Origin of the sequence: Flavobacterium sp. NG2 (assembly GCF_034119845.1) — a bacterium.
In the GTDB taxonomy this organism is placed as follows: Bacteria; Bacteroidota; Bacteroidia; order Flavobacteriales; family Flavobacteriaceae; genus Flavobacterium.
This window is the reverse complement of sequence record NZ_CP139420.1, coordinates 505,153-531,598: the sequence shown is the minus strand read 5'-3', so window position 1 is coordinate 531,598 and position 26,446 is coordinate 505,153. Positions and strand designations below refer to the sequence as shown.

The window sequence follows — 26,446 nt, the reverse complement described above, 5'->3', positions numbered from 1 at the left end:
ACAGATTCTTCAATCAAAGTGCACTATTAATTTTGGTTCAATTTGCAAGTTGCAATTGAATACTACTTAAATACGATTTTTTAGCAATAGTCCCTAATAATACTTATTCAAATTTCAACTAGGTTACTATAATTTTCTTAACTAGTATAAGGTTTAACATGTTCATATATCAAACCAGTATAATTAAGGAATTCTTCAATACCATCAGCTGAATTTCGATAAAGATTCCTAGTAATAATTGTGAATATTTATTTTAGCCTATACGCAGTACTTCTACCACTGCCTACTTGTTCCAAAACATTTTTTTGGACAAGGTTTTGCAAATCACGCAGTGCTGTATCAGTTGATGTTTTGGTTATTTTTGCATATTTGGAAACATTTAAGTTTCCGAAGAAATCATCTAATAGCATTTCCAGTATTTTTCGTTGTCGCAAATTAAACTCTGTTTCCTTCTGATTTTTCCAAAATTGAGATCGAGCAATCGTTTTTGCAATAGTTTCATCCGTTTGATCCATAGCACGCATCAGGCAATCTAAAAACCATACGAGCCATGAAGTAATATCAAGCTTGCCTTTTTGAGTACTTTCCAATATATCATAATACTTATTGCGTTCGGCTTGTATCTGTGCCGACATAGAATAAAATCGTTGCGAGCTTTTATCAGCTCGAGCTAGCAACATATCAGTAATAGCACGTGCTATTCGACCATTACCGTCATCAAAAGGGTGTATGGTAACAAACCACAAATGAGCAATTCCCGCTTTGAGTACTAGATCTAGATCTTGTTGCTGCTCTATCCATTCTAAGAACTCAGCCATTTCTCCTGGTACTTTTGAGGCAATGGGTGCTTCAAAATGTATTGTTTCTTTGCCTATAGGCCCAGAAGTTACCTGCATAACATCATCACGCCAAGTGGCGGTTTTTATCTTATACATACCGCTTCGTCCTGTAGGAAATAAGGCAGCATGCCAGTCAAACAATCTATCGGCAGTCAAGGGAACATCAAAACGTTGTGTTGCGTCAAGCATCATTTCTACGACTCCTTCTACATCCCGATCGGCTGTTATTGCTCCAGCAATTTCGATACCTAAACGTCTTGCGATTGAAGAACGTACTTGTTCTGGATTTAAGAGTTCCCCTTCTATCTCACTTGATTTAGTCACATCCATAGTCAATGCCTTAAGCATCGTTTCTTCCTGTATTTGAAATCCAAGTGTTTGCATTTGACCTAAAACTCGTCCTTGACGATGACGAACAGCTCCAAGTATTGCACTGATTGCATCAGCATCCCAAGTAAAAGTAGGCCAGTTTTTCTGTTCGTGTATGTACATAATCACCGCTTATTTGCGGTAAATATAAGACATAATCATTACAACTCCAACTTCTTGCGGTGAATAATCACTCTAATCACCGCAATATTACGGTGATTAGAGTGATTATTCACCGTATAAACTATAATTTTAAAGATAATAAACTTCACAAATAATGAACTAGTTTTACCCTATAGAAAGTACTTCTAACTTACAATATAAGGCTCTACATGTTCGTATATCAAACCAGTATAATCACACGCCTGAACACCTTATTTTTACTTGGGTTTATAAAGGCACATTCATAATAACACAAAAAGTTGTTTTTCAGCAAAATAGGTATTATTTTAGAAGAAACAAACCCCGAAATTGCTCAAAACGAGTCAAAAACGGGGTTTTCTTTTAAAGTGTGATGGCAAAAATAGTACGTTTAAGCGAATTTCAATACAAATTTTCAATTTTTACTATCAATGAAAATTTTGATAGTTTTTACGCCCAATTTTTAAAAACGGATTTGGGTAAAATATACCTTTCAATGCCTTTTTCTGAGCTTAGTCAAGCCTTCAAATTGAAAGATTCTAACAAAGGGACTCATTGTTATTTTAGTCCCAAGGGTAAGATTGCCCTGATGATGTTAAAAAATTACTACGGTTGCTCGGATAAAAAACTTATTGAGCTTTTGAACGGTAATATTTTCATGCAGTTTTTTTGCGACATTCTAATTCCTATAGACAAGCCCCTGACTAATTTTAAAATCGTGAGCCAAATCAGAATGGAACTCTCCAAAGGTTTAAATATTCGAAAGAGTCAAGAAATATTAGCTAAAAACTGGATTCCATTTATGAGTGATTTGGATAAAATTTTTACCGATGCCACTTGTTACGAAAGCGAGGTACGCTTTCCAACTAATCAAAAACTACTATGGGAATGCGTACAATGGAATTACAAACAAATGGAAGCCTTATGTGGTATGTTAAAAATCAAGTTACCAAGAACCAAGTATTTGGATTGGTGTAGACGCTATAATGAATATTCTAAAAAAAGAAAAAAGCAATCAAAACACCGTACAAAAGTAACCAGAGGACTGTTGAAATTATTGTACAAACTTAACGCTGAACTCAATAAAATTGAGAATCAAAATTCTTTTGAAGCTACTAAAAAATACAAAAACCAACGTTCTCTAATCGCTAAGGTGTATCAACAACAGTCTCAAATTTTTAAAACAGGCAAAAGTGTTCCAGATAGAATAATAAGTATTAGTAAAAGCTATATTAGACCTATTGTAAGAGGTAAGGAAGTAAAACAAGTTGAATTTGGAGCCAAAGTCAACAAAATCCAAATTGATGGAATTAATTTTATAGAACATATTCAGTACAGAGCTTTCAATGAAGGTACACGTCTTCAAAGCACGGTTTTTTGCGCTCAAAACTTAACCAAAACTAAAGTAAAAATGCTTGGTGCTGATGCAATTTATGCCACCAATAAAAATCGAACATTCACCACTTCAAACAACATCCAAACCGATTTTGTGCGAAAAGGAAAAGCTGGCAAAAATGAAGAACAGCGTAAAATCTTAGCTAAAGAAATCAAAAAAGAACGCTCCACTCGATTAGAAGGAAGTTTTGGAAAAGAGAAAGAACATTACAATCTAAAAAAGATAAAAGCCAAAACCCAAAAAAGTGAAATGCTTTGGATCTTCTTCGGAATACATACAGGAAATGCCCTGGAAATAGGAAGAAGAATTCTCAAGCAGCAACAAATTTTAGCAGCCTAAAAAAACAAAAAACACCTCCGTGGAGAACGTGCGTCTAGTCAATACCTAAAAAAGACTTTTTTGATACATCAGAGTCCGTGAAAAATAAAAATGACCAATTTTGAAACTCTAAAATTTGGTCATTTTTTTATTTCTTGCAAAAAAGTAGGCTTACTTCTGAATGTGCCTATAAAAAAAATAGGAGCACAATTTATTTCATAAAATAGGTAGTCCGATTTGTATCCCTAGGTATTAGTGCTAAATGAATTGAATGGAAGGATTACGAAACGAAAAACCCCTAAAAACATACGTTTTTAGGGGTTTTATCTTGCTTTAAATTCACTTTAGCAGAGAGGAAGGGATTTGTATAACCTCTCTCATGTAGCGTTATTATTGACTTTACTAAGTGTATTTAATGAAAGTACTCCGAATTGTACCCCTATCAATTTAGTTAGTTTTATACCATTTTGATATAACAAAATTACAAAAAGATAAGATAGATTTTAGTTATGAGCTGTTGTTAATTATAAAATAAAATCGGGACAGAATTTTATCGGTCCCGATTTAGTCGTTTTTAGTTCTTGATTTAGTTTCAAACTAAATCGGGGTATTTAGGGCAATCGTTCAAATTATTCTTTTATAAAACGCTCATTTACAACAGCACCGTTTTCTAAAGTTACTTTAGCTACATAGATACCTGATTTCAAAACACTTACATTTACTTCGTTTCCACCAGCTTGGGAAGCTACATTTTGACCTAACATATTGTAGATCGCTACTGAAGATACATTTTGACCTGAAGCAACATTCAATGTGTTTTGTACTGGGTTTGGATAAACTGAAACGGCATTACTATCTGACTCAAATGAAGAAGTTGATAGAGTAGAATCATAACTAAAAACAATTTCATCAATTAAAATAGTACCTGCATCTGAAGGTCTTCCTGAAGTTGGATTGTCCTCATCTGCAATTCTAATTCTAAAATCGACTATACTTCCTGTCCATGCAGCAATTGTATTCAATGGTATAGCATAGGTTTGATACCCTGCATCGCTAACTGACATAGCATAAGTAGTTGTATTAGTAACAGCTGAATTATTAGTTACAATAATCCCCAATTGATCCGATGTTGCTGAATTATTTTTTAGTTTAATAGTTACCTTGTTATAAGTCGCTGGATTGATTGGAAAACCTGTTAAACTAAATCTTGCAAATTGATTTGCTGTTGGTGTCAATGTAGCGATACCTCCTGTAACAGTAGCAGTTAATTGAGGATCAGTTGACCAACCTTCAGCATTCCCATCAGTATTAAAGAGAAATGCATAATTAAATGCTGGATCAATTCCAAAATTAGCTGTAACGGATTTGTTGTTTGTACCATCTAAAGCAACCACATCAGGATTTGTTGATCCAGTAAGATCACCTGACCAGTTATTGAATACCCAGTGTGTTGCTGGTGTAGCAGTCACTGTAACATTAGTAGGCGATGGATAGGATATTTGATCAGGACTTTTGGCTACGGTTCCAGCACCTGTAACAGCAGTAGTTAATTGTGAACCAGGTGGAATTTGATACGTAAAGTAAACATCATCAATAAAATATGTACTAGCTGAACCGGCAACAAATCTCACATTTGCAGTATTCGTAGCATCTAAACCAGTGGCAAGGAAGCTCACTGTGTCCCATCCTCCAGTTAATGTTTGAGCAGTACCAGTTTTAGTATTTCCAGTTTGAAAAACAATTATTTGAATAGTTGTCCCTGCAGTACCTTTAACTTTAGAAGTTACCAAATAATCTCCTGCTGTCGATGGAACTGTATTTGGTGAAGATTGTGCTCTTCCAGCAGCAGCACCTGCAATAAGTTTCATTGCTCCAGGACCATTATTAAACTCTCCAGCAGCAGTAGTATGTGTAACAGTAGTTCCTGAGCCATTTGCTGTCCAGCCATTAATATTGGCATCAAAAGTATTGTTTGTTACTAATTGAGAAAACCCCAAATATGGCATCAAAGCCAATAATAATAAAATGTAATTTTTTTTCATGATTTCTGTTTTTAAATTAATTAATTAGTATTTATTGTTTATGTATTATTAATTTGTTGTGACTTGTAGTGTTATCTGAGAAAGTGGTTTTAAGTAAGTACAAGCCGTTGCTTAAAGAAGGTAACCTTACCTCTTGATTCCTGTGTTCTAGTGTATAAAGCTGTCCGTTTAAATTGTACAACTCCATTTTTTGGATGTTTTGAGTGGTGGTTATGTTTAAATAATCAGTGACTGGATTGGGGTAAATTGCAAAATCATTCGCTGGATTGAAATCTTCAGTACCTAATGTGATTCCTAATACCACATTTTTTACATCTTCTACCCAAGTTCTATCGGTTACCTTATAAATGGTTTTGCCAGCTTTATCACCAGCACACCAAACGGTAAAGCAAAACCCTAAATCAATTGCTTTTTGAGCTAGGTATCTATGAAACTCAACTCGCGAGGCATTTTCAGGACCACCGTATAAACCTATAGCACCTGTGCTGTAATTAATTCCTCTCTCGTTATCTGCTCCAAATTCTCCTAGGTATATAGGAATACCTTTAGTATCAGACCATGTTTTAACGTACCCAAAATCTTGATCAATTTCAGCCTTATCCGCTGCAGTTCCCCAGTCATAATCATTTTCATTTTGACTTGCCGAAGCCGTAAAGGCTCTTGGCCAATAATAATGAAAAGTGGCGATTATATAGGAATCTGACAAATAGCTATTATTTCCAGACACTCCTAACTGTAGTGGTGCCTCATAAGAGTTTTTCCCTCCTCCATTCACAATAACATTGCGAGTAGGATTAGTTGCTCTAATAATATTCAGAATATAAGTATTGGTAGCATCCACTTGAGCGGCATTCATCGAGAAATAAGCCTCATTCATGATTTCAAATAACAAATTCTCGGATTTATTTTGAAAACGAGTTGAAATGGCTGTCCAAATCGCTCTAAAACGATCTTCGGCAGCTGCTCTATCTGCTCCTGTTTTATAATCAGGATTGGCAACGCCTCCCTTTTTCTCTCTATAACTTTCCCAAAACCAATGATCGCCATGTACATCAATGATGGCTACTAATCCTTTTGACAAAGCCCAATCAGTCACTTGTTCGATTCTATTCAAATAAGAAGCCTCAACTGTATATTGACTCATCGAACCTATATAATTTCCGCTTCCATCTTTATAGACAACATCTTCCAGCTTAGTTGTATGTTCATCAAAGCGTATTGGAATTCTAACGGTTTTAAAACCTGCTGCTGCTACATCATCAAAATAGGATTCTTGTACAGCTGGTGCCCAATTTCCCTCAAAAGGAGCACTTAAAGTATTTCCTAAGTTAATTCCGCGCCCCATTCTTGCTACCATTTGTTGGGGCGTTGCAGCTTGTGCAAATATTTGTAACGTACTTATAAATAGAAATACCGACAAACTGTATGTAGAGTAGTTTTTAATCATTTGGTTTTTTGGTTAATCGGTTTAGTTTTTAGTTAGTCTCTTTTTTCAAAAAACACAAAGTGCTAATTTTATAACTCCTGTGATTTTCTTGAAACTAACTTGGTGTAAAATTAGACCGATTACTCAAAAAGGGGGTTCAATTATTGTCCGATAACGTTTGATTATTGTAATCAATAGCTTGATATAGTTAGAAATACAGTGTTTTAGGTTGGTTTTTCAACTTTTTTATAAAAAGTTATTGCTAGAAGATTAAAATAGTTGAAGTCTTAAAAAAGATGAGATGACAAGTACTTTGTTATTGCTTTTTTGGCACTAAAAAAGATCTTGTAATCCCATATAATTTTCCTGAAGAATAATTTCTGGATCATCTCCTTTTATATGACCCAGTATTCCAAAAGTACCACTATAACCCATTTTTAATATTTTTTCAATCATCTGCTTTTCGAAATTTCGTTGACTAATAGTGATGATTTTAGGCCACTTTTTTTTATTTCGTTAAGGTTTACAAAGAATAAGAGGTAGAAATACTTAAAGTAAAAGACAATTATTTTAGACGGACTATCAATTCCAAAAACTCGTTTAATTTATTTTAAGCATTTCAATGAAGCAATGCCTTGAGCAAAAGAAGTTTATATAATTAATTTAATGGATAAACCAATTATTTGAAACAGCATACCCAATGCATATTCAGTAAAGCATTGGATATTAGTAATCTAAAAAGAGTATTAATAACTATTTAGTTATAGAAAAATCATCAAACTTCTTTCCTGTAAGAGAATTGATTCCTTCAAAATTAAGTTTTCTCCCATTTATTGAAATCAATCCAAAACTTGGAACATGCTCAGAATGCGCAACTATTGTTCCATCTGGACAATTTTTAGGGTCATTAATGTTTACTTTCCATTTCTTTTCTATTTTTCCACCAGCACCAATAGTTATAGAAATGAATCTGTTTTTTAAATTTGTGTATTGGTTTTGATTTTTAATAGAAGCATCGACATTTCCTTCGAAATCAAAAGGTTTTAAACGCTCGTAGGTATGTGCATGACCATTTAAAACTAAATCGACACCATTATTTGCAAAGATTTTGTACAATGCTTTTACGTGTTCATAATCTTCTTTATATGTGCAGCTTTTTCCATTGTGATGCAAGTATACGATAATCCAATCATACTTGTTTTTATTTACTTCTAAAGTGTTTTTTAACCAAGATATTTGTTCCTCAACTTTATAAAAATTACCATTACTAGAGTCTAATCCAATAAATAAAGTATTAGAATAAGTATAACTGTAATAATGCTCATTTCCTGGCAAATGCCATTCCTTTTCAAAATTCTTTTCTGGGTCTGATAACCAATCGTGATTTCCTGTAACTGGATAAAAAGGAGTATTTTTAAAAACTTCCTGAAAGGGCTTAAATAAATGATTGTCATAATTTTTACTTTCACCTTTAGGATATACAATATCTCCTAATCCAAGTCCAAAATCTGGTTTTTTTTCTAATTCTTTTATTCGAGAAGCAGGTTCGCTTGCAAAACTTGATTTTTCTTCTGCACCAATATCTCCTAAAGCATAAAAACTAAATGCAGTTTTATTATTATTAGGTGCACTAGTAAAATAATACTCCAAACCACTTGCTAGCAAATGACCATTTGAGTATATGTTATAATAATAAGTTGTTGACGGTTTTAAGTTAATAAGTGCAACCTCATTGAGTATGTTGCCTTCATGATTAACTATATTGCCTTTTACAACTGTTTTTGCGAATTGATTTTTCTCTTGAAATTCTACATAACAATTTTTTGTAATTGCTGTCGTTTTCCAAGTAATTGTAATTCCTGTGGGGCTTGCCATTTGCAAATAAGGCTGACGTAATAAACCTGGTTTTTCTCCAAAAGGTATAATTTTAACTGTAGTTGAAGAATTATCAATAGTAGGCTTACACGCTACTATTATTAATAAAAATGTAATAATTAACACAACTTTTCTATTCATAATACTTTTTTAAATATGGGAATGCTTTAATAATTGATCGTTTTTAACATTTTATTTTACCATAAAGAAACACTAGTGTCCACTAAAAAATAAAATAAGTTCTTTGAAATTATTGTAAATCTGTATTTTAAGAGTCATATTTGAGCGTGACGATTTGAAATGATTATTATGTTCGTAATTCAACATTACGAATATGAATCAGGGTAAATATGTTTTCTCTCAATTGGTTGAATTTCTACCACAGCGTGTTTTTGATAGGTTAGCTGCTAAATATTTAGGCAATAAATCGGTCAAACATTTTACTTGTTGGAATCAATTATTATGTATGATTTTTGGTCAACTTTCAGCTAGAGAAAGTTTAAGAGATTTGATAATTGTTATAGAAGCACATCAATCAAAATCATATCATTTAGGATTTGGCAAAAACGTGACTCGTAGCAATTTATCCAAGGCTAATGAAAATCGCAATTTTAAAATATTTGAGGAGTTTGCTAATCATTTAATATTAATTGCTCAAGATAAAAACAGCAATGATACTTTTGAAATTAAAGGTAATATTTATGCCTTTGACTCTTCAACAATAGATCTATGTTTGAGCGTGTTTTGTTGGGCTCATTTCCGAAAAACCAAAGCTGGAATAAAGTTGCACACTCTTTTTGATGTTAGCACACAGATACCTGTATTTATTCATATTACAGAGGCAAATGTGCACGATGTTAACGCAATGGATGTTATAGATTATGAGCCATTTGCTTATTACATTTTTGACCGAGCGTATGTTGATTATGAACGACTTTTTCGCATTACAAAAGCTAATGCTTACTTTGTAGTTAGAGCAAAATCTAATGTAAAATTCAAAAGAATGTATTCTCAAAAAGTTGACAAAACAACAGGAATTAAATATGACCAAATTGGAAAAATAGAAGGTTTTTATACTTCGAAAGATTACCCAGAAAAGATACGAAAAATTAAATTTTTCGATTGTGAAAATAAAAAGACGTTGATCTTTTTGACAAATAATTTTGAACTATCCGCTGAAGATATCGCATTACTTTACAAACAAAGATGGCAAGTTGAATTGTTCTTTAAATGGATAAAACAACACCTAAAAGTTAAGACCTTTTGGGGAACAACAGAAAATGCTGTTCGGATCCAAATTAATGTAGCAATTATAACTTACTGTTTAGTTTCTATAATCTCGAAAGATTTAAAAATCAATCGTTCTACTTACGAAATTCTACAAATTTTATCTGCATCATTACTCGATAAAACATCTATAAATGAATTACTTATGAAATCAGATTACAATAATGTCAATGAACAAAATATTAACCAGCTGGTTTTCAGCTTATTTTAAGTGGACACTAGTGATAAAGAAACTAATAATATCAATTTCCAATTACTTTCATTTTTAATAAATTAACATTATGACATTTAATTGACTTTAGGGAAAAGTGTTTGTAATCCCGTATAATTTTCCTGAAGAATCACTTCTGGATCGCCTCCTTTAACATGTCCTAGTATTCCAAAAGGACCTTTGTAACCCATTTTAAATAATTTTTCGATCATTATTTTTTCGAGATTTCCTTGACCAATCGTGATGATTTTAGGCCCTTCTTTTCTCATTCCGTTTAGGTTTACGCACCACAAATAAGGAAACAGTTCCGTTATGTTTTTGCTGTAATTTTCTAAATCATCATGAGCATGATGGAAATTAAAAATAATTCCAAGCTCGTTTTTCGGCAATGCTTTGATGATTTTGATCTGATTTTCGGGTTTGCCAAACCAGCCACCATGATTATATAAAGCTATTTTACAATTTACAGATTTGGCTCTTTGAGACAAATACGCAATCATTTCCGTTGCTTGTTGTAAAGATTCGCCTTCTGATAAGTGGTCAAAATAAGTGGGTTCAAAACCAACCCAGATTTGAGTTTGTACACCTGTTGCTTTCAAATTCTCAAAAACAATTTCACTGTCTGGCTTTAATGCACCAACTTTTTCTTTGTATAAATTGATATACAGCCAAACTGCTTGAATAGAAATCCTTTTTTCTTTGGCTAATTCCCATTCGTGTTTCATGCTGGGAATATGCTGTGGTCTATAACCATAGGCATACTGTTTGTATCCTAACTTTTGAATCATTTCAATACGCTCTTCAGGATTACGCTCTTTGACATCAAAACCTACAATCGACCAAGGAATTATATTTGCTTTTCTAAAAGGATTATTATTATCATGCTTTTTATTATCAACCACTTTACACGCACTGAATACAACACAAATGAGTAAAAAAACAACTATTTGTTTCATGTTTATTTTTTTTTGTAATCTGAATTGACTTTAGGGACTTCATAGCCAGTTTCTTTTTTCCATTTTTCCAATCTACTTTTTAATTTAGCTACTATTTCTGGATTTTTCCCTGAGATTTCTTTAGTTTCATAGGGATCTGTATTTAAATTATAAAGGATGAATGTATTGGTATCTACATCTTCTGTGAGTTTGTAGCCCTCCACTTGAATAACATTTACCCATTTTGAAGCAAATTTTCCAGACTTAACATTGTAATTAGCATAATTGGTATATTCCCAGATCAAAGCATCTCGTTTTGTTTTTTTAGTTTTCCCTAAAAGAATTGGAGTTAAATCTTCCCCATCTAGGATATAATTATCAGGTGCTTTTGTTTTAGTCAATCCTAATAATGTTGGATATATATCCACATGAATAATGGGTTCCGTTGAAACAGAATTTGAAGTGATTTTATTTTTCCATTTAAACATGTATGGAACACGAATACCTCCTTCAAGTGTTTCGCCTTTTACTCCACGATAGGGTTGGTTAAAAATATCACTTTCGGTTTTATAATGTCCATTATCACTAGTAAAAACAATAATGGTATCATCTTCTAAACCTAAATCGTTTAGGGCTTTCATTAATTGTCCAACGCTATCATCTAAACTTTTAATCATTGCCAATACCTGAATTTCATCACTTCCAACATCAGGATTATTCCTTAACTTTTGTTTAAAATGTTCCAAATATTCTGGTTTTGGTTCTAGCGGCTTATGGACTAAATAATAAGGAACATAAGTAAAAAATGGTATTCCTTCTCTAGATTTTTGGCTAATAAAATCAATTGTTTTTTTGGTAATAAAATCAGCAGAATATTCCTTATTATCTACATTGTCTTGATGTGGAGAAGTCTCAAAATTATAATGCCCCGTAATTTCATACCCTTCATCAAACCCTTGATGCGCAATTCCTAAATCATTTTTGCCCAAATGCCATTTTCCATAAGCGGAAGTCGCATAGTTATTATCTTTTAAAGCTTCTGCAATGGTAATTTTCTCCAAAGACAAACCTACTTTTCCTTTTACTCTATTGTTTTCAGGAGGTAAAATAGGCATGACTTGTAATGTCTTCTTATCCGTTTTATATCGATCAGCAACTCTGTAAATTTTATGCCTAGGCACATATTGCCCAGACATAATGGAAGCTCTTGAAGGTGCACAAGTAGGATCGTTAGAATACCCATTGGTAAAGTGCATGCTTTCCGAAAAGAGTTTATCTATGTTTGGCGACTCTACTAATTTATTTCCATAGCAGTTTAAAGCATTAATCCCCAAATCATCTGCCAAAATAAAAACTACATTGGGTGGGCTTTGTACTTTTATTATTGATTTATTTTGCGCCTTGCAATTATGGAAAACCATAGCTAAAAGCAATATTAAAAATATTTTTTTCATTTTAATTGTTTTTATCTTTTTAACCAAAATAATTCATTCCAAATTTCAGGACCTTCGTTTTTTAATGTCTCGCCGTTAGTACTTCTTCCATTTAAAACAATTTTATTTAATGTGGCAGTCAGTTCTTTTCTTTTTTCTGCGTAAGCATTATCAAAATAAAGGTTGTTTTTTTCTGAAGGATCTATAGCTAGATTAAACAAATAGTTGTTCTCTTTTTTAGGGCTTAAATCCAACTTCCAATCGTCTTTTCTAATTGAAAATTGACCTGCAAAATTAGTGTAAACTGATGCTTCTCGTTTATAATCTCTTTTACCTTTTAATAACGGCAAAATACTATAGCTATCGACACCTTGATTGGAGTCGGTTTTAGTATTTACTAAATCAGCACAGGTGGCATACAAATCACCTAACGAAATTGTAGTGCTGTTTTTTGTATTGGCTTTAATTTCTTTTTTCCATTGCACAATAAAAGGCACTGTATGTCCTCCTTGAAATAGCGATGACTTTCGTCCTCGCAATTCTCGACTTGGTTTATGACCAAAAACTTCCTCAAATTCTTCTGGGAAAGAAGATTTAGAAGATCCATTATCTGCTGTAAAAATAATGATAGTATTACCTTCAACTCCTTTCTCTTTTATGGCAGAAACAATTTGTCCAACTGTCCAATCTAGTTCCTGTATAAAATCTCCATAAATACCAGCTTTACTTTTACCTAAGAATTCGTCTCTTGGTAAAACTGGTGTATGCGGTGCCGTTAAAGAAATGTATAAAAAGAAAGGTTTGTTTGAACTATAGTCTTCTATGTAATTTACAGAACGTTTGGTTAACGCCAACATCACATTCTTAGCCTCAAAATCTTTAGCTTTCACGCCTTTTCGCATCATAAGTTGCCCGCCTTCCAAATCATTTTTTTTACCATCTGGAAAATCTGTTCTTTTGCCTTGTGATGGCAATGTTGCATTAGGTATTGTAATGAGTTTATTATTTTTGGAAAAAACATAGGGAGGAAAATCTAACGATGCATTTAATCCAAAGAAATAATCGAAACCACAATCTATTGGTCCACCAGCAAAGGGCTTGTTATAATCAACTTTTTTACTAATATCTTCTTTAAATTGATATGGGTTTTCAGGATCCATTTCTAAATTATCTTTGCCTTCAATTTCCCAGTTCCAGCCCAAATGCCATTTACCAATTATAGCTGTTTCGTAGCCATTTCTTTGCAGTAATTTTGGAGCGGTATCTTTATTTTTATCAATAATTGCTTTAGAATAACCATCTAAAACCCTCGCTTTTAATTTAGTTCTCCAAGAGTATTCGCCAGTCATAATACTGTAACGAGAAGGTGTACATACAGAAGATGTAGTATGCGCATCTGTAAAGGTCATCCCGTTTTTGATCAGCTTATCAATGTTTGGTGTTTTAATTTTGGAGTCGGGATTTAATCCTGATACATCACCAATTCCCATATCATCTGCTAAAATATAAACGATGTTTGGCTTGTTAGCCCGTTTTTGTGCTTTAACAAAAGTGCAAAGAAGAGCTATGGCTGTAATTAAAAGTATTTTATTCATAAGTATTAAATGCTGTAATTTGAATAGATTTTGTTTTCTTTGTAGGTTTTAATCGAATTCCATAAATGGAATTCCCGTTCAGTTTAATTCGAAGACCTTCTCCAATGGTTTTACCTTTATAGCTAGTGTTCCAATTACCACTTTTGTCTTTTGTCTCAATGTAGAACTCACGAATACAATGCGCTCGCATATTTTCGCTCAACAAAACAGTTTTTATAGCTTTAGGTGATTTGAAATCTACTGTTAAGATTGGCTCTTTATCATTTTTAGTAGGTTCCCACCACGATTTTAAATGAATTCCTTCGCTAAACACATTACCAACGTTATTGTAAATTGCATCCCCTTTTTTATTCGGACTAAAAAACGAGGACTCTGAAACCACAAAATCCGTATTTGCAATTGGATTCGCTTCCCATGTTTCTATACGTTCAAAATTGGATGGATTTTCAGCCAAAGTCAGCGCAACGATATTATCAATATTTTTATCAAATTCCGTTTTATCGAAATGTAATACTAACTTTCCATTTTTTATTTCGTGCGATTTGAATCCGTTTGTTATTCCCTCAGAGGTTAAAATTTTAATGGGTAAATTTGGCAATACGATTTCAGCTTTTACATTGTTAGCTATCTTTTCTAAAACATGGATATATAGTTTGTTTCCTATTTGGGTTGATGCTCCAAAATCGCCAGCAATATAAATACCGCGTCTTGTGTTTTTAATCGTATGCCCATAGGTTTTTATCCAATGTCCTACTTTTTTCGCTTCTTCGGCTTCTTTTGCTACAAATTCCCCTTTTTCATTTGGACCTAAATCCAATAATAAATTCCCGCCATTTCCTGCCACTTGAATCAACATACTCAATACCGTTTCATACGGTTTTATTGGTCCTTTTGGACTATACAACCATTTATCAGTCATGGTTAAACAAGCTTCCCAGTATCTGTGATGATTTACTGGTCCTAAACTTTGCTCTGGTGTATCATAATCCCCTCTATCCTCTAAAGGCCAAGCAAAACCAGTTCTAGCATTGCTTACGATTCCAGGTTGCCATTTTTTCATGTCTTTCAGTAAATGGTAACTATCCCATTGCCAATACTTAGTACCTAAATTATCCCAAAACACCCCATCAATTTTACCATATTCTGTAAATAATTGTTTAACATGTTGCTTCATATAAGGAAGATAATTTTCGTAGTGTTTTTCGCGCAAACAATCGGGGTGTGTCCAATCGGGTTGCGAATAATACCAAAAAATCTTAACACCAGCTTTATGCGCTGCATCTGCTAATTCTTTACAAATGTCACGACCAAAAGGCGTATTCATAATCGTATAATCCGAATTTTTAGCATCAAAAAATGCAAATCCATCATGATGCTTAGCAGTAAAAACGATGTATTCAGCTCCCCAATCTTTTACTTGTTGCATCCATTTATCAGCATCAAAATTTACAGGATTAAATTTTTTATATAGAGTGTCGTATATTTCAGCAGGAACACCTCCATTTGCTGGCTTTCCAGCTCCTGGACGCTCTCCGTCTCTTCCCCAACTTAAAGCATCGGTTTCAAAAAGAGCTGGTCCCCAATGTACAAATATCCCTAATTTAGCATCTTTGAACCATTTCATTTCTGCTTCAGTTGCATACAATTCTTTTTGTTGATCTGCAGTTACATACATCGCAGAATCCTGTGCAGGAAAATCCCACTGTGCCTTATAGTTTTTGGTTTTGTTTTGGGCATATCCTAGACTTAGAAAAAAAACAGCGCTAATAATGGTAATAAAGTTTTTCATTTTTATATTTAATTGTTAGATAAAAAGGCATAGTCCGAGTTAATCATTAAAAAACTCCATAAAATAATTATACTTATTTAGAGCCTTCAACATTAATTTTATATTCTGTGTACAATATTTTTTTTAATTGAATAACAGCTTCTCTATATTTGGAATCATTGACAACATTGTTGTTTTCGTCTTTATCTATTTGGTGATCATACAACATATTAGCAATAAAACCATTATCCTCCGCATTTATAAATTCGGTATAACTATAATCAGCTGTTTTTATCGTAAACCCATTTCCTTTTTTTATCAAAATATGGTCTTTCCCTTTTAGCGAAGGATTCTTCAGAATGGGAACCAAACTTTTTCCTTCAATTTGGTTTTCGGGTAGTTTTAAGCCACAAAGTTCTGCTAATGTTGGATAGATATCTACTAGCTCAGTCAATGCATTTGTTTTTGTACCATTATGAGTTGCTTTAGGATTGTAAATGATAAGTGGCACTTGAGTAGAGGTGTTGTAGTTCGTGAACTTTGCCCATTGGGTGTGTTCCTGCAAATTGTAACCATGATCTGAAACCAACACGACAATTGTATTTTTATCTAAATTAAGTTCCTCAACGGTTTTCATGATAGACCCAATTAATGCATCAACATAACTCACGGTGGCATAATAGCCGTGAATCAAATCAATCGCAGTGGCGTCACTTACTTGTCCTTGTTTTGGAATATTGGAATATGCACGCATCTCTGGCCAATTGCTGATTGAAATTTTAGGAGCGTTTTTAGGAATGTAATTATTATAGGGTTGTTTAATTGTTGCTCTATCGTATAAAACACTATACTTTTGAGGCGAATTAAAAGGCAAATGAGGACTGATAAATCCAGCCGCTAAAAAGAAGGGCTTACCCGATTTTTTAAGTTTTTTAAGATCCCGAATGACTTTATTAGTTGTCAAACCATCAATATAAACAGAGTCATTTACATTCGCATTTTCATAGGCAGGACCTGTATTTGTACTTTTATATTCTACTCTGTTTTTAGGAACTTGATAATCTTTCCATAACGATTGCCAATAATCTGTAGGTGCTAATCCTGTATCATTTTTATCAAAAGCATAGGGTCTCCATAAAATGTCCCAATCTCCCATACGGTCATCCAGATGGTGATATACTTTCCCGTCTGACACTGTTGTATAGCCATTATTCTTGAAAAGCATTGGCAGGCTAACCGCATTTGGCGTTTCTTTTTGCACAAAGCTGTCAAAATCTAAAAACCGTTCTTTTGTGGGCAACATACTGGTAAGCATACTGGCACGTGAAGCGCCGCAAACAGGTACATTACAATAGGCATTGTTAAATTGAATTCCTTTGGCCGCTAAGGCATCAATATTTGGAGAATGGATTTGGTTTTTTCCATAACAACCTAATTCAGGTCGCAAATCATCCATATACAATAATAAAACATTGGGTTTTGTATTTATATCAGGAATTTTTGATTTACATCCTACAACTAGAATGGTTGTAAAAAACAGTAAAATAGTGATGCGAGCAAATGAATTCATTTATGATTGACTTTTAAAATTTTAATCATTTATAAAAAAACAAGTAGGAATCTTTAAATTAAAGACACCTACTTATTCTATTGGGTATTTATTATTTGAACACGTTTAGGTTATCAAACCTCCATTGTGTCTTTGTATAAGTGGCATCAAAAGTTTGTTGTATCCTAACCGCTACATGAAAATTGGCTGATGGATTTATGTTGAAACTTTCACGCTTGTACATATTATTATTCAATCCTTGTGCGTACATATTGGCGGCCGTTTCTGTACCAATTACCGTCCATTGACTCGGATTAAAAGTCGCTGAACCGTCATGAGTTGTTGAATAATAAAACGTAACTATTGCATTATTTTGAGCACGTTGCGCATACGAAGCATCAATTTTCATGGTTACCGTTCCTGTTCCATCGTGTAAATATTTTGGAGATATCAGTACATTATCCATTTGTTGAGTTCCAGTAGCTACATAATATACATTCACCCCATTGTCAGAGCTAGCACTTACATTATTTTCATCAGCAAAAAATCCCGCTTTGTTTTGGAAAGATAAAACTTGATTGCTAGCAATTGTTTGTCCGCTTAACGCAAACGATTTCATCCCAGCACTTGCCAATGGACTCACATCAGTAGTATGATCTTCAAATGTTTCCACATGTCCTAGTTTTGCAAAATTGGGATTGAATGTCGTCAAGAAAGCGTATCCTTCAGGAGTATATGTAAAGGTCGTTCCATTCCCGGTATCAACAAATTTTGTAAAATCACCACTCTTAGCATATACACAATGATTCAGTAATAATTTGGTATTGTAAGGAGCGCCTGTAAGCAAATCAGCTAATTTAATAGCTTCGTTATAATCTTGATTTTTATCTCCGTACTCAGTTACCCAAGTTTCCTTGTTGCTATTCAAAATAAAAACATCATCTAAACGCTGTAAACGTGCTGTCGTACCTTCACTATTATTCATGTACACATGATAGATATAAGCATCTACTGATTGGGTGATATTTTGATGCACTTTCGTATTCCATTCATTGGCCCTTGTATTGTTTGGCCCTCCTAAACGACCTATCATCACTGCTCCAATCTTTGCGTTTGGAAATTCAGTTCTTAATTTTGGCACCCAACTATTAATTGTATCTGCATATTCTTTTCCTGTTGGGAATTCAACTTCATATTCTGTGGCATACAATTCATTTCCTAATTCGATGTATTCAACAGGAACATTAGCCGCTTGCATCATCTCGATTTGGTCTTCAACAGAACTATGAACAACATCCAATACAAAAGTTACCTTAGCACCAGTAGCATCCGCTAGAGTTTTTACATCGCCAATGAGGTGGGTAACATTCGAAGCGCTTCCGCCATCAGAAGTCCTTCCAGTTCTCCAATTCCATTTATGGGCTACTGTACCCCCTGGATACCTAAAGATTTTTGGTTTCAAACTCTCAATTAATGGCACGATATTACTGGTGCTAAAGTCAGGAGTATCTAACCAACGTAAGTTGTAACCCGTTAAGACGGTAGAAGTCGTTCCTTTAAAATCTGAAATTTTTGCAGTAAGGTTGTGATCAACTGCTGATTCTGAATCAACAGCATTATCAATTTCATTAGTACTACAACTTTGAAAAAAGGCACACGCCATCATTAACGGTAAAAATAATTTCTTCATAATTTGGTTTTTTGGTTTGGTTAATAGTCTTGTAAATTAACTATTTAACCTCCAAAAAAAGGGTCGAAAAATAGACGGAAATGGTTTGTAAATCATCAAAAGCTTAATACAGAATTAATTCCGTAAGACTTTTACAGAGATTGCATCCCATATTAATATAACGTTTTCGGTGATTCTATACATCGTTTTAGTTTTTTTAAAAAAAGGTAGGCATCTTTAATAAAAAGACACCTACCTATTCTAGTTACTGCTTACTTTACAAAGCTTTATTGCTTAATTACTCTTTTTGTAATAACAGATTCGTTGTTTTCTATTTTTAAAATATAAATACCGGGTGTTCCATTCAAATCAAAACTCATTTGGGAACTAGTGATAGCACTTTTTTGAGTTAATCTTCCTAGGCTATCATAAACTTCAATTTTTCCGTTGTTAGTGTCCGGATTATTTATTTGAAGATTTAAAGTTCTTTCTGTGGGATTTGGGTATAGAACAATATCACTTTCGGTGCTAAAAGATTCATTCTCATTATTAATTAGTTGCTTGCTGACAATTGTTTGTTTAGCTGTACTACCATCATTTTTATAGAGTATTACTAATTGAGGCGCTACAGCTCCTTCTTTACTTGATATTTGCATATAATTAGTGGTAGAACCCGTTAGAGCAAAACTAGCTGTTTTATCTCCTTGTAGCTCATTTATGATGTAATTAGTAACATCTAAATCAAAATTTCCAGAATTGTTAAATGAATAAGAACCTAACGTACTGTTTATGTTTGGTTTGGTATTCCAGGTAATTGTGTTTTCAGACCAATTATCGTTTGATACTTCACTTACATTAACATCACCATTAGTACCTGTATTAGTAACAATAAGTTTTGCAGAAATGATATTGCTAATTCCTGTTAGATTAAATTTTAAATAACTATTTCTGGTATTACTATTTGAAGTAGTTTCTCTTACTTGTATATTTTGTGTAGTGCCATAGTTGATATCGCTATAAGTACCATTTCTTACGTATGCATCATCAATTGCTGTTAAAGTAGTCGTTAATGGTGTGAAATCTAAATTTACTATGTTAGATGCGTTAGACTCGTTGAATGAACGATCCTTTGCTGTTATATAGTAATTATAAGATAGCGTTGTAACGGTGTTATCAGTATAGTTATTTATTCTTATATCCGATGCTATTAAGTTATAAGCTCCACCATTATCTGATCGATAAATTGAATAAGTGTCAAAAGCAGTATCTGTTGATGCATCCCAATTTAATACTGCAGTTCCTGATTGCTTGATTCCAGTTAAGTTTGTTAAAGCATTTGGAGCAGTATTGTCGATCGTCGTATAAAAATAATCATTATTAAGTGTTGAGGCTCCTTCATATATTTCATAACCTGCTGAAATTGATTTTATCCATAAGGTACTTTCACCTACTTTTTGGTTTGCTAAAGTCAATTCTGCAGGATTTAACTGCACATAGGCAATGTAATTTTTAGTACAATCGATAAATTGTTTTAAAGAATGATCTAAATATGGAATAGGTGCACTATTGTCAATTGGAATAAATTTGATATGTACTTTATCGTTTTTATCTACCTCAGGATGTCCTGCAGGATAGTCAAAAAATTTGTAACGTACTGCCCAACTATAAGCAACACCATTAATGTAAAGAGTAAAAGGTTTTATAGGCTTAATTCCTGTTACTGGATCCGGTGTGCCTTCTCTAGCAAAATACCAATACCTACCTCCAGGATTTATAAAATCAGTAAGATCATCTTGCATATAACTTACGTTTTGGATGACTAAATCATAATCTCGTGCATCTGGATCTGGCTCAGATGTTGAGGTTCCGCTATCAAAAATTACGTTAATGGTTGCCCACCATTTATCGTCAGAATCATTGGCATTTGCTTGAGATGTTTTCCAATTAATTCTGAGGTTGTCTGTTAAATCTTGAATTTGGACAGGCATACCGCAAGTATTAACGTTACCAGGAGAGTAAGTGCCACCAGCTTTATAACCTCCTATTGTACCACTTGGATAACCGTCAAAACTGGTGCCTCCTTGATTCGTATAATTAATACTAAACGCAGCTCCTTTACTACTTACTTGTGATGGATCATAAGTCATAGGGGAGTTCTGGTTGTAAACAGGATTAGTGAGCCCAAAATTGTGATTGGATTTAATTAATGTGTTTTGTTTTGTAACAGTGGTCGTTTGTGCATAAAAATAATGAAACGACAACAACAATGCGAAAATGAAAATGGTAATTTTTTTCATAAATAATTTGGTTTTTGGTTGGTTAATAGTATTGTAAATTAAGTACTTAACTCCCAGAAAAAGGGTCAAAAAATAGACAGAAATGGTTTGTAAATCATCAAAAACCTAATTCATAATCAATGCCGTAAGAGTTTTATAGAGATTTCACCCGATATTAATATAACGATTTCGTTAATTACCTACATCGTTTGAATTTTCTAAAGAGAATTAGAAATTGGGAAGGAAAAAATCCAGATTACGCATTGAAACACAGATAACACAGATGAAACGGATTTACACAGATTTTTTTCTTATTTTAAAACATACCATCTGCATGACAAAAAAATCAATAAAATTCTAATGTATATTTTAAAAAAAAGCTCCGATTTCTAAATCGAAGCTTTCTTAAACTTAATAATTACAAACCTTATTTTGCCATCACAATAGCACTGTCTTGAAAACCAATTCTATTGGCAATAATATAAACATAGTGTCCTTTTGGGATTGGAATGGGTTGAGTGTATAAAGTCCATTTGCTACTGACATCAAATTTCTCATCTTTAGATTTTGACATTTTATACGAAATCGAAGCGCTTTTGGTAGCGCATGAAGCGGTTAATACTCCGTTTTTAATACTATAACTTGGCTTTGCTGTTATAGGTTGAGTGTTGTTAGGCCACATTTTAGCAATCATATCCGCTTCAGGAAGTGAACCAAAATCATAGTCTTTTTCAAATTTCTTAATCTCTTGTTTACGCAATTGGTTTAAAACCTTTTGGTAGGCTGGATTTTCAGCTAGGTTGGTCATGCTGTAGGGATCGTTGATGATATCATACAATTCTTCGGTTACTTTGGATTGAAACCAAGACAATTGATATTGGTCTAATTGATTCGCCTCTTTTAATGTCAACATATTCATCATCATAGGCATACTTTTTCTATAACCAACATCTTTGTATTTAGGAAGTTCAGGATGATAGTTTTTGATATACAAATACTTTTCTGTACGTACAGAACGAATTCTATCACTAAACTCATCAAAACGATCCGAAGTCCCGAAAACAAACTCTCTTGATTTACATTCGTACTTTCCTAAAAATGGTCTTCCTTCGATTCCCTTTGGCGGTTTTACATTGGCCAAACTCAATACTGTTGGTCCTAAATCCGTAAATGAAATTAATCGGTCATTTTTAGAAAAGGTCTGACTATTAGGAAGTTTTATAAACAAAGGTGCTTTTAAACCTGATTCATAAATCTCTCTTTTTTGACGTGGCAAAGGGCCGCCGTGATCACTGTAGAAAAAGATAATCGTATCATCATACAAACCATCTTTGATTAATTGGTCGATAATGATTCCTGCATTTTTATCCATAATCTCGATATTGCTATAATGACGGGCTACATCATTACGAACGACAGCATTGTCTGGAAAATAAGGTGGTAAAAACACTTTTGTAGGATCAACTGTTAATGGCAAATCTTTGTTTAACCAAATTCGGCTTTCATGCGTATCCCCTAAATTAAATACCGAAAAAAAAGGCTTTCCTTCTGGTCGATTTCTCCAATGTGCTTTGGGATCATTTTCGTCCCAAGCCGAGATAGGTGCAGCAAATTGATAATCCGTTTTTTGATTATTGGTACAATAATAGCCACTGGCTCTTAAATATTCCGTAAAACATTTTATACCATCAGGAACTACAGCTGAATATTCTCTAATAGTATTTCCTTTTAAGTCTAATACTGGTTCTGGATTTTCTTCACCTCTAGTTGCAACTTCTTTATAACTACGTTTTCCCCATGACATTACATCCTTTGCAGTCCGCATATGCATCGTCCCAATCGAAGAAGGCAGCATGCCTGTAATAATCGCCGAACGACTTGGCGCACAAACTCCTGTTGTGGCAAAAGCATTGGTATAAACAATACTTTTTTGTGCTAATTTATCAAGGTTTGGCGTTTTAGCATTGTGGTCTCCATACATCGAAAGTGTCGGGCTTATATCTTCGCAAACAATCCAAAGAATATTAGGCTGTTTTGTAGTTTGTGCATTTAGTATAAAACAGCATAAAAAGGTGAGTACCGCTAATTTAATTTTCATTATAAAGCTATTTTGATTTGATTTTTAGATTCTGGCTTGACTTCAAAACTGCCTTTGTAGAATTTTCCATCCAAAGTAAAATCATATTGATAGGTTCCATAAAAACCTCTGTCCGAGATTTTACCGTTTGCATCCGTGTTTTTGGAAATATTCGTTTGCCATTTATTATGTACAAGATTCGAATAGGCCTTACCCATTTTAGTCAGTTGAAAATTTTCGTCAAGCAAGCCCGCTTTCGGATTTGATGGTTCATAATATCCCCAAAACAAAAACTCACTCACCGAAGGTTGACTGAAAGCCGCCGTCATATAATCATTGGTATATTGTGCTTTGATATCATCATCTAAGATGTCCAACGTAAATTCTGAAATACTGATTTTTTTACGCAAATCCGAAAAACGATTCAAGATTTCTATCACTTTTTCAGGCGGAGTCAAATCGCTCCCAATATGACTTTGCATACCCACACCATCTAGTAGCCCTCCTGTTTTAGCATCAATCGTTTTTACAAAATTGTAGTACCAATCTTGTTTAGTTTTATTAATCCCACCACCGCTGATGATGCCGTATTCATTAATAAAACGTTCCGCTTTGTGGTCGTATTCTTTTAGTTTTTGAAAGGCTTCAAATAAAATATCCTCCGACCCTCCAAAAATATTTTGCAACTCCTTGTTCGTATAAACTTCGTTCAACACATCCCAATGCGAAATTTTGCCTTTGGTCGCTTCCGTAATACTTTTGATATGACTAAAAACAAGTTCTTTCACCTTTTCAGGATTGTCTTTGTTTGCCCGAATATTTTCACTCATATATCTAAAACTTGGCCAAACCAGCGCATGACCTTTGACCTTGATATTGCTTTCATTTAATTTGTCGATGGCTTCAACTATTATGGGTCTTTTCTTAACCAAAGTCCATTTTTTCATTTTTAAATCATTTTCAAAAACAATGGCAGTAAACATTTTTTGTACGGCATCAAAATGTCTGACGTCTTTAACAATATCCTCGGCATTGATGGCTGCTCCAAAAGAAAAAGCGTGTTTTTGTAAATTGAGATGAACATTGGTGTTTTGAACTTTCTTGCCTTTCACCGAAAATGCTATTTCAAAATTCCCTTTGCGATGCGCTTCAATTCTTTTTTCAGCTTCAACTCGCCAAGGCGCATTAGCTTCCATACCGGCATAGGTAATTTTTGTTTTTGGCAATTTTTCAAAATCAAAATTCTTTGGATACAACTGTAACTGAATGTCTTTAATTTCAAATTTTTGAGGAGTAAAACCAAACAACATCGAAAGCACATCATTGCCATTACTCGTTTTTAAAGCTTTAAAGGGCAAATAATAGGTTTGCCATTTTTGTGACAAACTCACCGTTCTTTGAATTACATCTTTAGGGTCTGAAGACTCTGACTGTTTGTAAATCCACGAAATTTTAGCCTCAGCCGTTTCTAAACTCGATTCTAATGTTCTGGCTTGAAAGGACAATAACATCGGTTGTTCGGGAGTGATATTTTTGGAAATCAATGGAATTCTTACCCCTAAATTATAAATAAACTGAGGTTGTTTTATCGTTGTTGCAATCAATGTTGTCGAATTATTTTCGCTAACCACTTCGACCATTCCTTCTTCCTTGGTTAGTTTCGAATATTTTAATTTAGTACTATCTACTAAACCATCACCACCAGCGGGAATCTCTTGGGCGTTAAGTACAAAAGCCGAACACAGGAAAAGGATTGTATGTAAAAAACTTGATTTCATTCTCATTAATTTATTAAAATTTAGATTTCCAATAGTTTAGTTTTTGCAAAAGCTGTTGGGTTGTTTCGGGTTGTTTTTGGGCAATATTATTGCTTTCCGATGGGTCTTGAACAATATTATACAATTCTGTTTTCCCAGTTTCGTACCAATTAATCAATTTGTAATCGCCTACGCGAATAGCCGATGATTTTGTGTCTCCTGTTTGTGTCGGTCTTGCCTTTGAAGAATGCCAGAAAACAGTTCGTTCTTTTACCTGTTCTTTTTTAGTTAATATAGGTAAAAAACTAATTCCGTCAGTATCTAATTTTTTATGAGCCGTCAAATCGAGTAAGGTTGGAAATACATCCATCAGCATGATTAAGGAATTTTTATCTTCTCTGGGTTCAAAATGATTTTTCCATTTCACCATTAAAGGTACTTTAATTCCTCCTTCGTACAACCATCCTTTTCCCGCACGCAACGGATAATTAGAAGTAGCCAAATCACGTTTGTTAGTCCCGTCATTAGATAAACCTCCATGATCTGATGACAGAATAACCATCGTATTGTCATCAATGTTCAATGTTTTTAGCAATTGAAGAAGTTTACCCACATTCTCATCCATATTTTCGACCATAGCAGCATAAGTAGCATGGTTTTGACGCATTTTAGTTCGGCCTGTTCCTTCATTGATAAATTCGGGTTGGTTTCCGTAATCAAAGGCGTCTATTTCCTGTTGATTGCGTTTTACATCTTCTTCTTTAGCTTCTAATGGTTGGTGAACTGCATAAAAAGCCAGCATCGCCATAAAAGGTTTGTTTTTATCTCTCTTTTGAATGTACTGAACCACTTGCTCAGTTAGCACATCGGTTAAATAATCGCCTTTTTTACTGATTTCGTCTAAATCTTTAATAGGGTCTTTTTCAGAAGTTCCTTTTCCTTTTTTAGGTTGGTTAAACGGATAAATATAACTAATCGGAGAACCTGCTAGTCCTGCTGCCACGGTAGTTTCAAACCCAAAAGTCTTAGGACTACTATCGCCTTCGCCCAAATGCCATTTGCCAAAATAAGCCGTTTGATAACCTGTTTCCTTAATCGCTTTGATTAAGTTTTTGCTGTCTGGAACATTGTTCATTTCGAAACCATCATCTGGAACTTCTCCATTTTGTATTGGATATCCTCCTGTAAGCATCGCATAACGCGAAGGCACACAACGAGGATAATTAGCATACGCATTTTGAAACTGAACGGATTCCTTTGCTAATTGGTCAATATTTGGCGTTTGATAAATTTTAGAACCATTGACACTTAAATCATGATACCCTAGATCATCAACATGGATAATAAGAATGTTTGGTTGTTTTTTTGGAATACTTTCAGAAAAAACACGTGATTTTGATTTACAATTCACTGTAAGTACTACAAAAATCCCAAATAGATACACTTTTGGAAAGTTCATATTTATAAAATTAAGGTATTGTTT

The 26,446-nt window shown here is 33.7% G+C and carries 17 protein-coding genes; 2 read left to right on the top strand and 15 right to left on the bottom strand.

Annotation, left to right across the window (positions count from 1 at the left end; translation table 11 throughout):
- Positions 1-248 precede the first annotated feature (248 nt).
- Complete coding sequence (locus SLW70_RS02270; RefSeq protein WP_320890327.1) at positions 249-1,331, bottom strand: Fic family protein; 1,083 nt, start codon at positions 1,329-1,331, stop codon at positions 249-251.
- 391 nt (positions 1,332-1,722) lie between these two features.
- On the opposite strand from SLW70_RS02270, the gene SLW70_RS02265 reads away from it, so the two are divergent.
- The gene (locus SLW70_RS02265; RefSeq protein ID WP_320888441.1) at positions 1,723-3,084 is read left to right on the top strand and encodes a transposase; all 1,362 of its coding nucleotides are present in this window, start codon (positions 1,723-1,725) and stop codon (positions 3,082-3,084) included.
- Positions 3,085-3,692: 608 nt separating this feature from the next.
- Here the strand turns inward: SLW70_RS02265 and SLW70_RS02260 are convergent.
- The 4 genes from SLW70_RS02260 to SLW70_RS02245 form a co-directional block, all read right to left on the bottom strand.
- Entirely contained in the window at positions 3,693-5,105 is a 1,413-nt protein-coding gene (locus SLW70_RS02260; RefSeq protein ID WP_320890325.1) for a T9SS type A sorting domain-containing protein, read from the bottom strand.
- Between the two features lie 31 nt (positions 5,106-5,136).
- Positions 5,137-6,552, bottom strand: coding sequence for a cellulase family glycosylhydrolase (locus SLW70_RS02255; protein ID WP_320890323.1), 1,416 nt, complete (start codon positions 6,550-6,552; stop codon positions 5,137-5,139).
- A gap of 312 nt (positions 6,553-6,864) precedes the next feature.
- Complete coding sequence (locus SLW70_RS02250; protein WP_320890322.1) at positions 6,865-6,987, bottom strand: hypothetical protein; 123 nt, start codon at positions 6,985-6,987, stop codon at positions 6,865-6,867.
- A gap of 297 nt (positions 6,988-7,284) precedes the next feature.
- Complete coding sequence (locus SLW70_RS02245; protein WP_320890321.1) at positions 7,285-8,547, bottom strand: metallophosphoesterase family protein; 1,263 nt, start codon at positions 8,545-8,547, stop codon at positions 7,285-7,287.
- Positions 8,548-8,740: 193 nt separating this feature from the next.
- On the opposite strand from SLW70_RS02245, the gene SLW70_RS02240 reads away from it, so the two are divergent.
- Positions 8,741-9,904, top strand: coding sequence for an IS4 family transposase (locus SLW70_RS02240; RefSeq protein WP_320890319.1), 1,164 nt, complete (start codon positions 8,741-8,743; stop codon positions 9,902-9,904).
- Between the two features lie 77 nt (positions 9,905-9,981).
- Here SLW70_RS02240 and SLW70_RS02235 read toward each other — a convergent pair whose 3' ends face one another.
- From SLW70_RS02235 to SLW70_RS02190, 10 genes are all read right to left on the bottom strand, one after another.
- Entirely contained in the window at positions 9,982-10,860 is an 879-nt protein-coding gene (locus SLW70_RS02235; protein WP_320890317.1) for a hypothetical protein, read from the bottom strand.
- A gap of 2 nt (positions 10,861-10,862) precedes the next feature.
- Positions 10,863-12,293, bottom strand: a complete 1,431-nt coding sequence (locus tag SLW70_RS02230; RefSeq protein ID WP_320890315.1) for a sulfatase — start codon at positions 12,291-12,293, stop codon at positions 10,863-10,865.
- 11 nt (positions 12,294-12,304) lie between these two features.
- Entirely contained in the window at positions 12,305-13,867 is a 1,563-nt protein-coding gene (locus tag SLW70_RS02225; protein ID WP_320890313.1) for an arylsulfatase, read from the bottom strand.
- On the bottom strand, positions 13,860-15,656 hold the full coding sequence (locus tag SLW70_RS02220) for an alpha-L-fucosidase (protein ID WP_320890311.1): 1,797 nt from the start codon (positions 15,654-15,656) through the stop codon (positions 13,860-13,862). The genes SLW70_RS02225 and SLW70_RS02220 overlap by 8 nt, the downstream gene beginning before the upstream one ends.
- Before the next feature lie 73 nt (positions 15,657-15,729).
- Positions 15,730-17,205 (bottom strand): sulfatase, encoded by a 1,476-nt coding sequence (locus SLW70_RS02215; protein WP_320890309.1) that lies wholly within the window; start codon positions 17,203-17,205, stop codon positions 15,730-15,732.
- Positions 17,206-17,296: 91 nt separating this feature from the next.
- On the bottom strand, positions 17,297-18,874 hold the full coding sequence (locus SLW70_RS02210; protein ID WP_320890308.1) for a hypothetical protein: 1,578 nt from the start codon (positions 18,872-18,874) through the stop codon (positions 17,297-17,299).
- A 266-nt stretch (positions 18,875-19,140) separates the two neighbouring features.
- Positions 19,141-21,150, bottom strand: coding sequence for a DNRLRE domain-containing protein (locus SLW70_RS02205; RefSeq protein ID WP_320890306.1), 2,010 nt, complete (start codon positions 21,148-21,150; stop codon positions 19,141-19,143).
- Between the two features lie 406 nt (positions 21,151-21,556).
- The gene (locus tag SLW70_RS02200; protein ID WP_320890305.1) at positions 21,557-23,227 is read right to left on the bottom strand and encodes a sulfatase; all 1,671 of its coding nucleotides are present in this window, start codon (positions 23,225-23,227) and stop codon (positions 21,557-21,559) included.
- Entirely contained in the window at positions 23,227-24,984 is a 1,758-nt protein-coding gene (locus SLW70_RS02195; protein ID WP_320890304.1) for an endo-1,4-beta-xylanase, read from the bottom strand. The genes SLW70_RS02200 and SLW70_RS02195 overlap by 1 nt, the downstream gene beginning before the upstream one ends.
- 13 nt (positions 24,985-24,997) lie before the next feature.
- Complete coding sequence (locus SLW70_RS02190; RefSeq protein WP_320890303.1) at positions 24,998-26,422, bottom strand: sulfatase; 1,425 nt, start codon at positions 26,420-26,422, stop codon at positions 24,998-25,000.
- Positions 26,423-26,446 lie beyond the last annotated feature (24 nt).

What these genes read in the sequence shown, in the direction of transcription:
- SLW70_RS02270 (WP_320890327.1), bottom strand. Translation starts at nt 1,331, where the DNA reads ATGTACATACACGAACAGAAAAACTGGCCTACTTTTACTTGGGATGCT.
- SLW70_RS02265 (WP_320888441.1), top strand. Translation starts at nt 1,723, where the DNA reads ATGGCAAAAATAGTACGTTTAAGCGAATTTCAATACAAATTTTCAATT.
- SLW70_RS02260 (WP_320890325.1), bottom strand. Translation starts at nt 5,105, where the DNA reads ATGAAAAAAAATTACATTTTATTATTATTGGCTTTGATGCCATATTTG.
- SLW70_RS02255 (WP_320890323.1), bottom strand. Translation starts at nt 6,552, where the DNA reads ATGATTAAAAACTACTCTACATACAGTTTGTCGGTATTTCTATTTATA.
- SLW70_RS02250 (WP_320890322.1), bottom strand. Translation starts at nt 6,987, where the DNA reads ATGATTGAAAAAATATTAAAAATGGGTTATAGTGGTACTTTTGGAATA.
- SLW70_RS02245 (WP_320890321.1), bottom strand. Translation starts at nt 8,547, where the DNA reads ATGAATAGAAAAGTTGTGTTAATTATTACATTTTTATTAATAATAGTA.
- SLW70_RS02240 (WP_320890319.1), top strand. Translation starts at nt 8,741, where the DNA reads ATGAATCAGGGTAAATATGTTTTCTCTCAATTGGTTGAATTTCTACCA.
- SLW70_RS02235 (WP_320890317.1), bottom strand. Translation starts at nt 10,860, where the DNA reads ATGAAACAAATAGTTGTTTTTTTACTCATTTGTGTTGTATTCAGTGCG.
- SLW70_RS02230 (WP_320890315.1), bottom strand. Translation starts at nt 12,293, where the DNA reads ATGAAAAAAATATTTTTAATATTGCTTTTAGCTATGGTTTTCCATAAT.
- SLW70_RS02225 (WP_320890313.1), bottom strand. Translation starts at nt 13,867, where the DNA reads ATGAATAAAATACTTTTAATTACAGCCATAGCTCTTCTTTGCACTTTT.
- SLW70_RS02220 (WP_320890311.1), bottom strand. Translation starts at nt 15,656, where the DNA reads ATGAAAAACTTTATTACCATTATTAGCGCTGTTTTTTTTCTAAGTCTA.
- SLW70_RS02215 (WP_320890309.1), bottom strand. Translation starts at nt 17,205, where the DNA reads ATGAATTCATTTGCTCGCATCACTATTTTACTGTTTTTTACAACCATT.
- SLW70_RS02210 (WP_320890308.1), bottom strand. Translation starts at nt 18,874, where the DNA reads ATGAAGAAATTATTTTTACCGTTAATGATGGCGTGTGCCTTTTTTCAA.
- SLW70_RS02205 (WP_320890306.1), bottom strand. Translation starts at nt 21,150, where the DNA reads ATGAAAAAAATTACCATTTTCATTTTCGCATTGTTGTTGTCGTTTCAT.
- SLW70_RS02200 (WP_320890305.1), bottom strand. Translation starts at nt 23,227, where the DNA reads ATGAAAATTAAATTAGCGGTACTCACCTTTTTATGCTGTTTTATACTA.
- SLW70_RS02195 (WP_320890304.1), bottom strand. Translation starts at nt 24,984, where the DNA reads ATGAAATCAAGTTTTTTACATACAATCCTTTTCCTGTGTTCGGCTTTT.
- SLW70_RS02190 (WP_320890303.1), bottom strand. Translation starts at nt 26,422, where the DNA reads ATGAACTTTCCAAAAGTGTATCTATTTGGGATTTTTGTAGTACTTACA.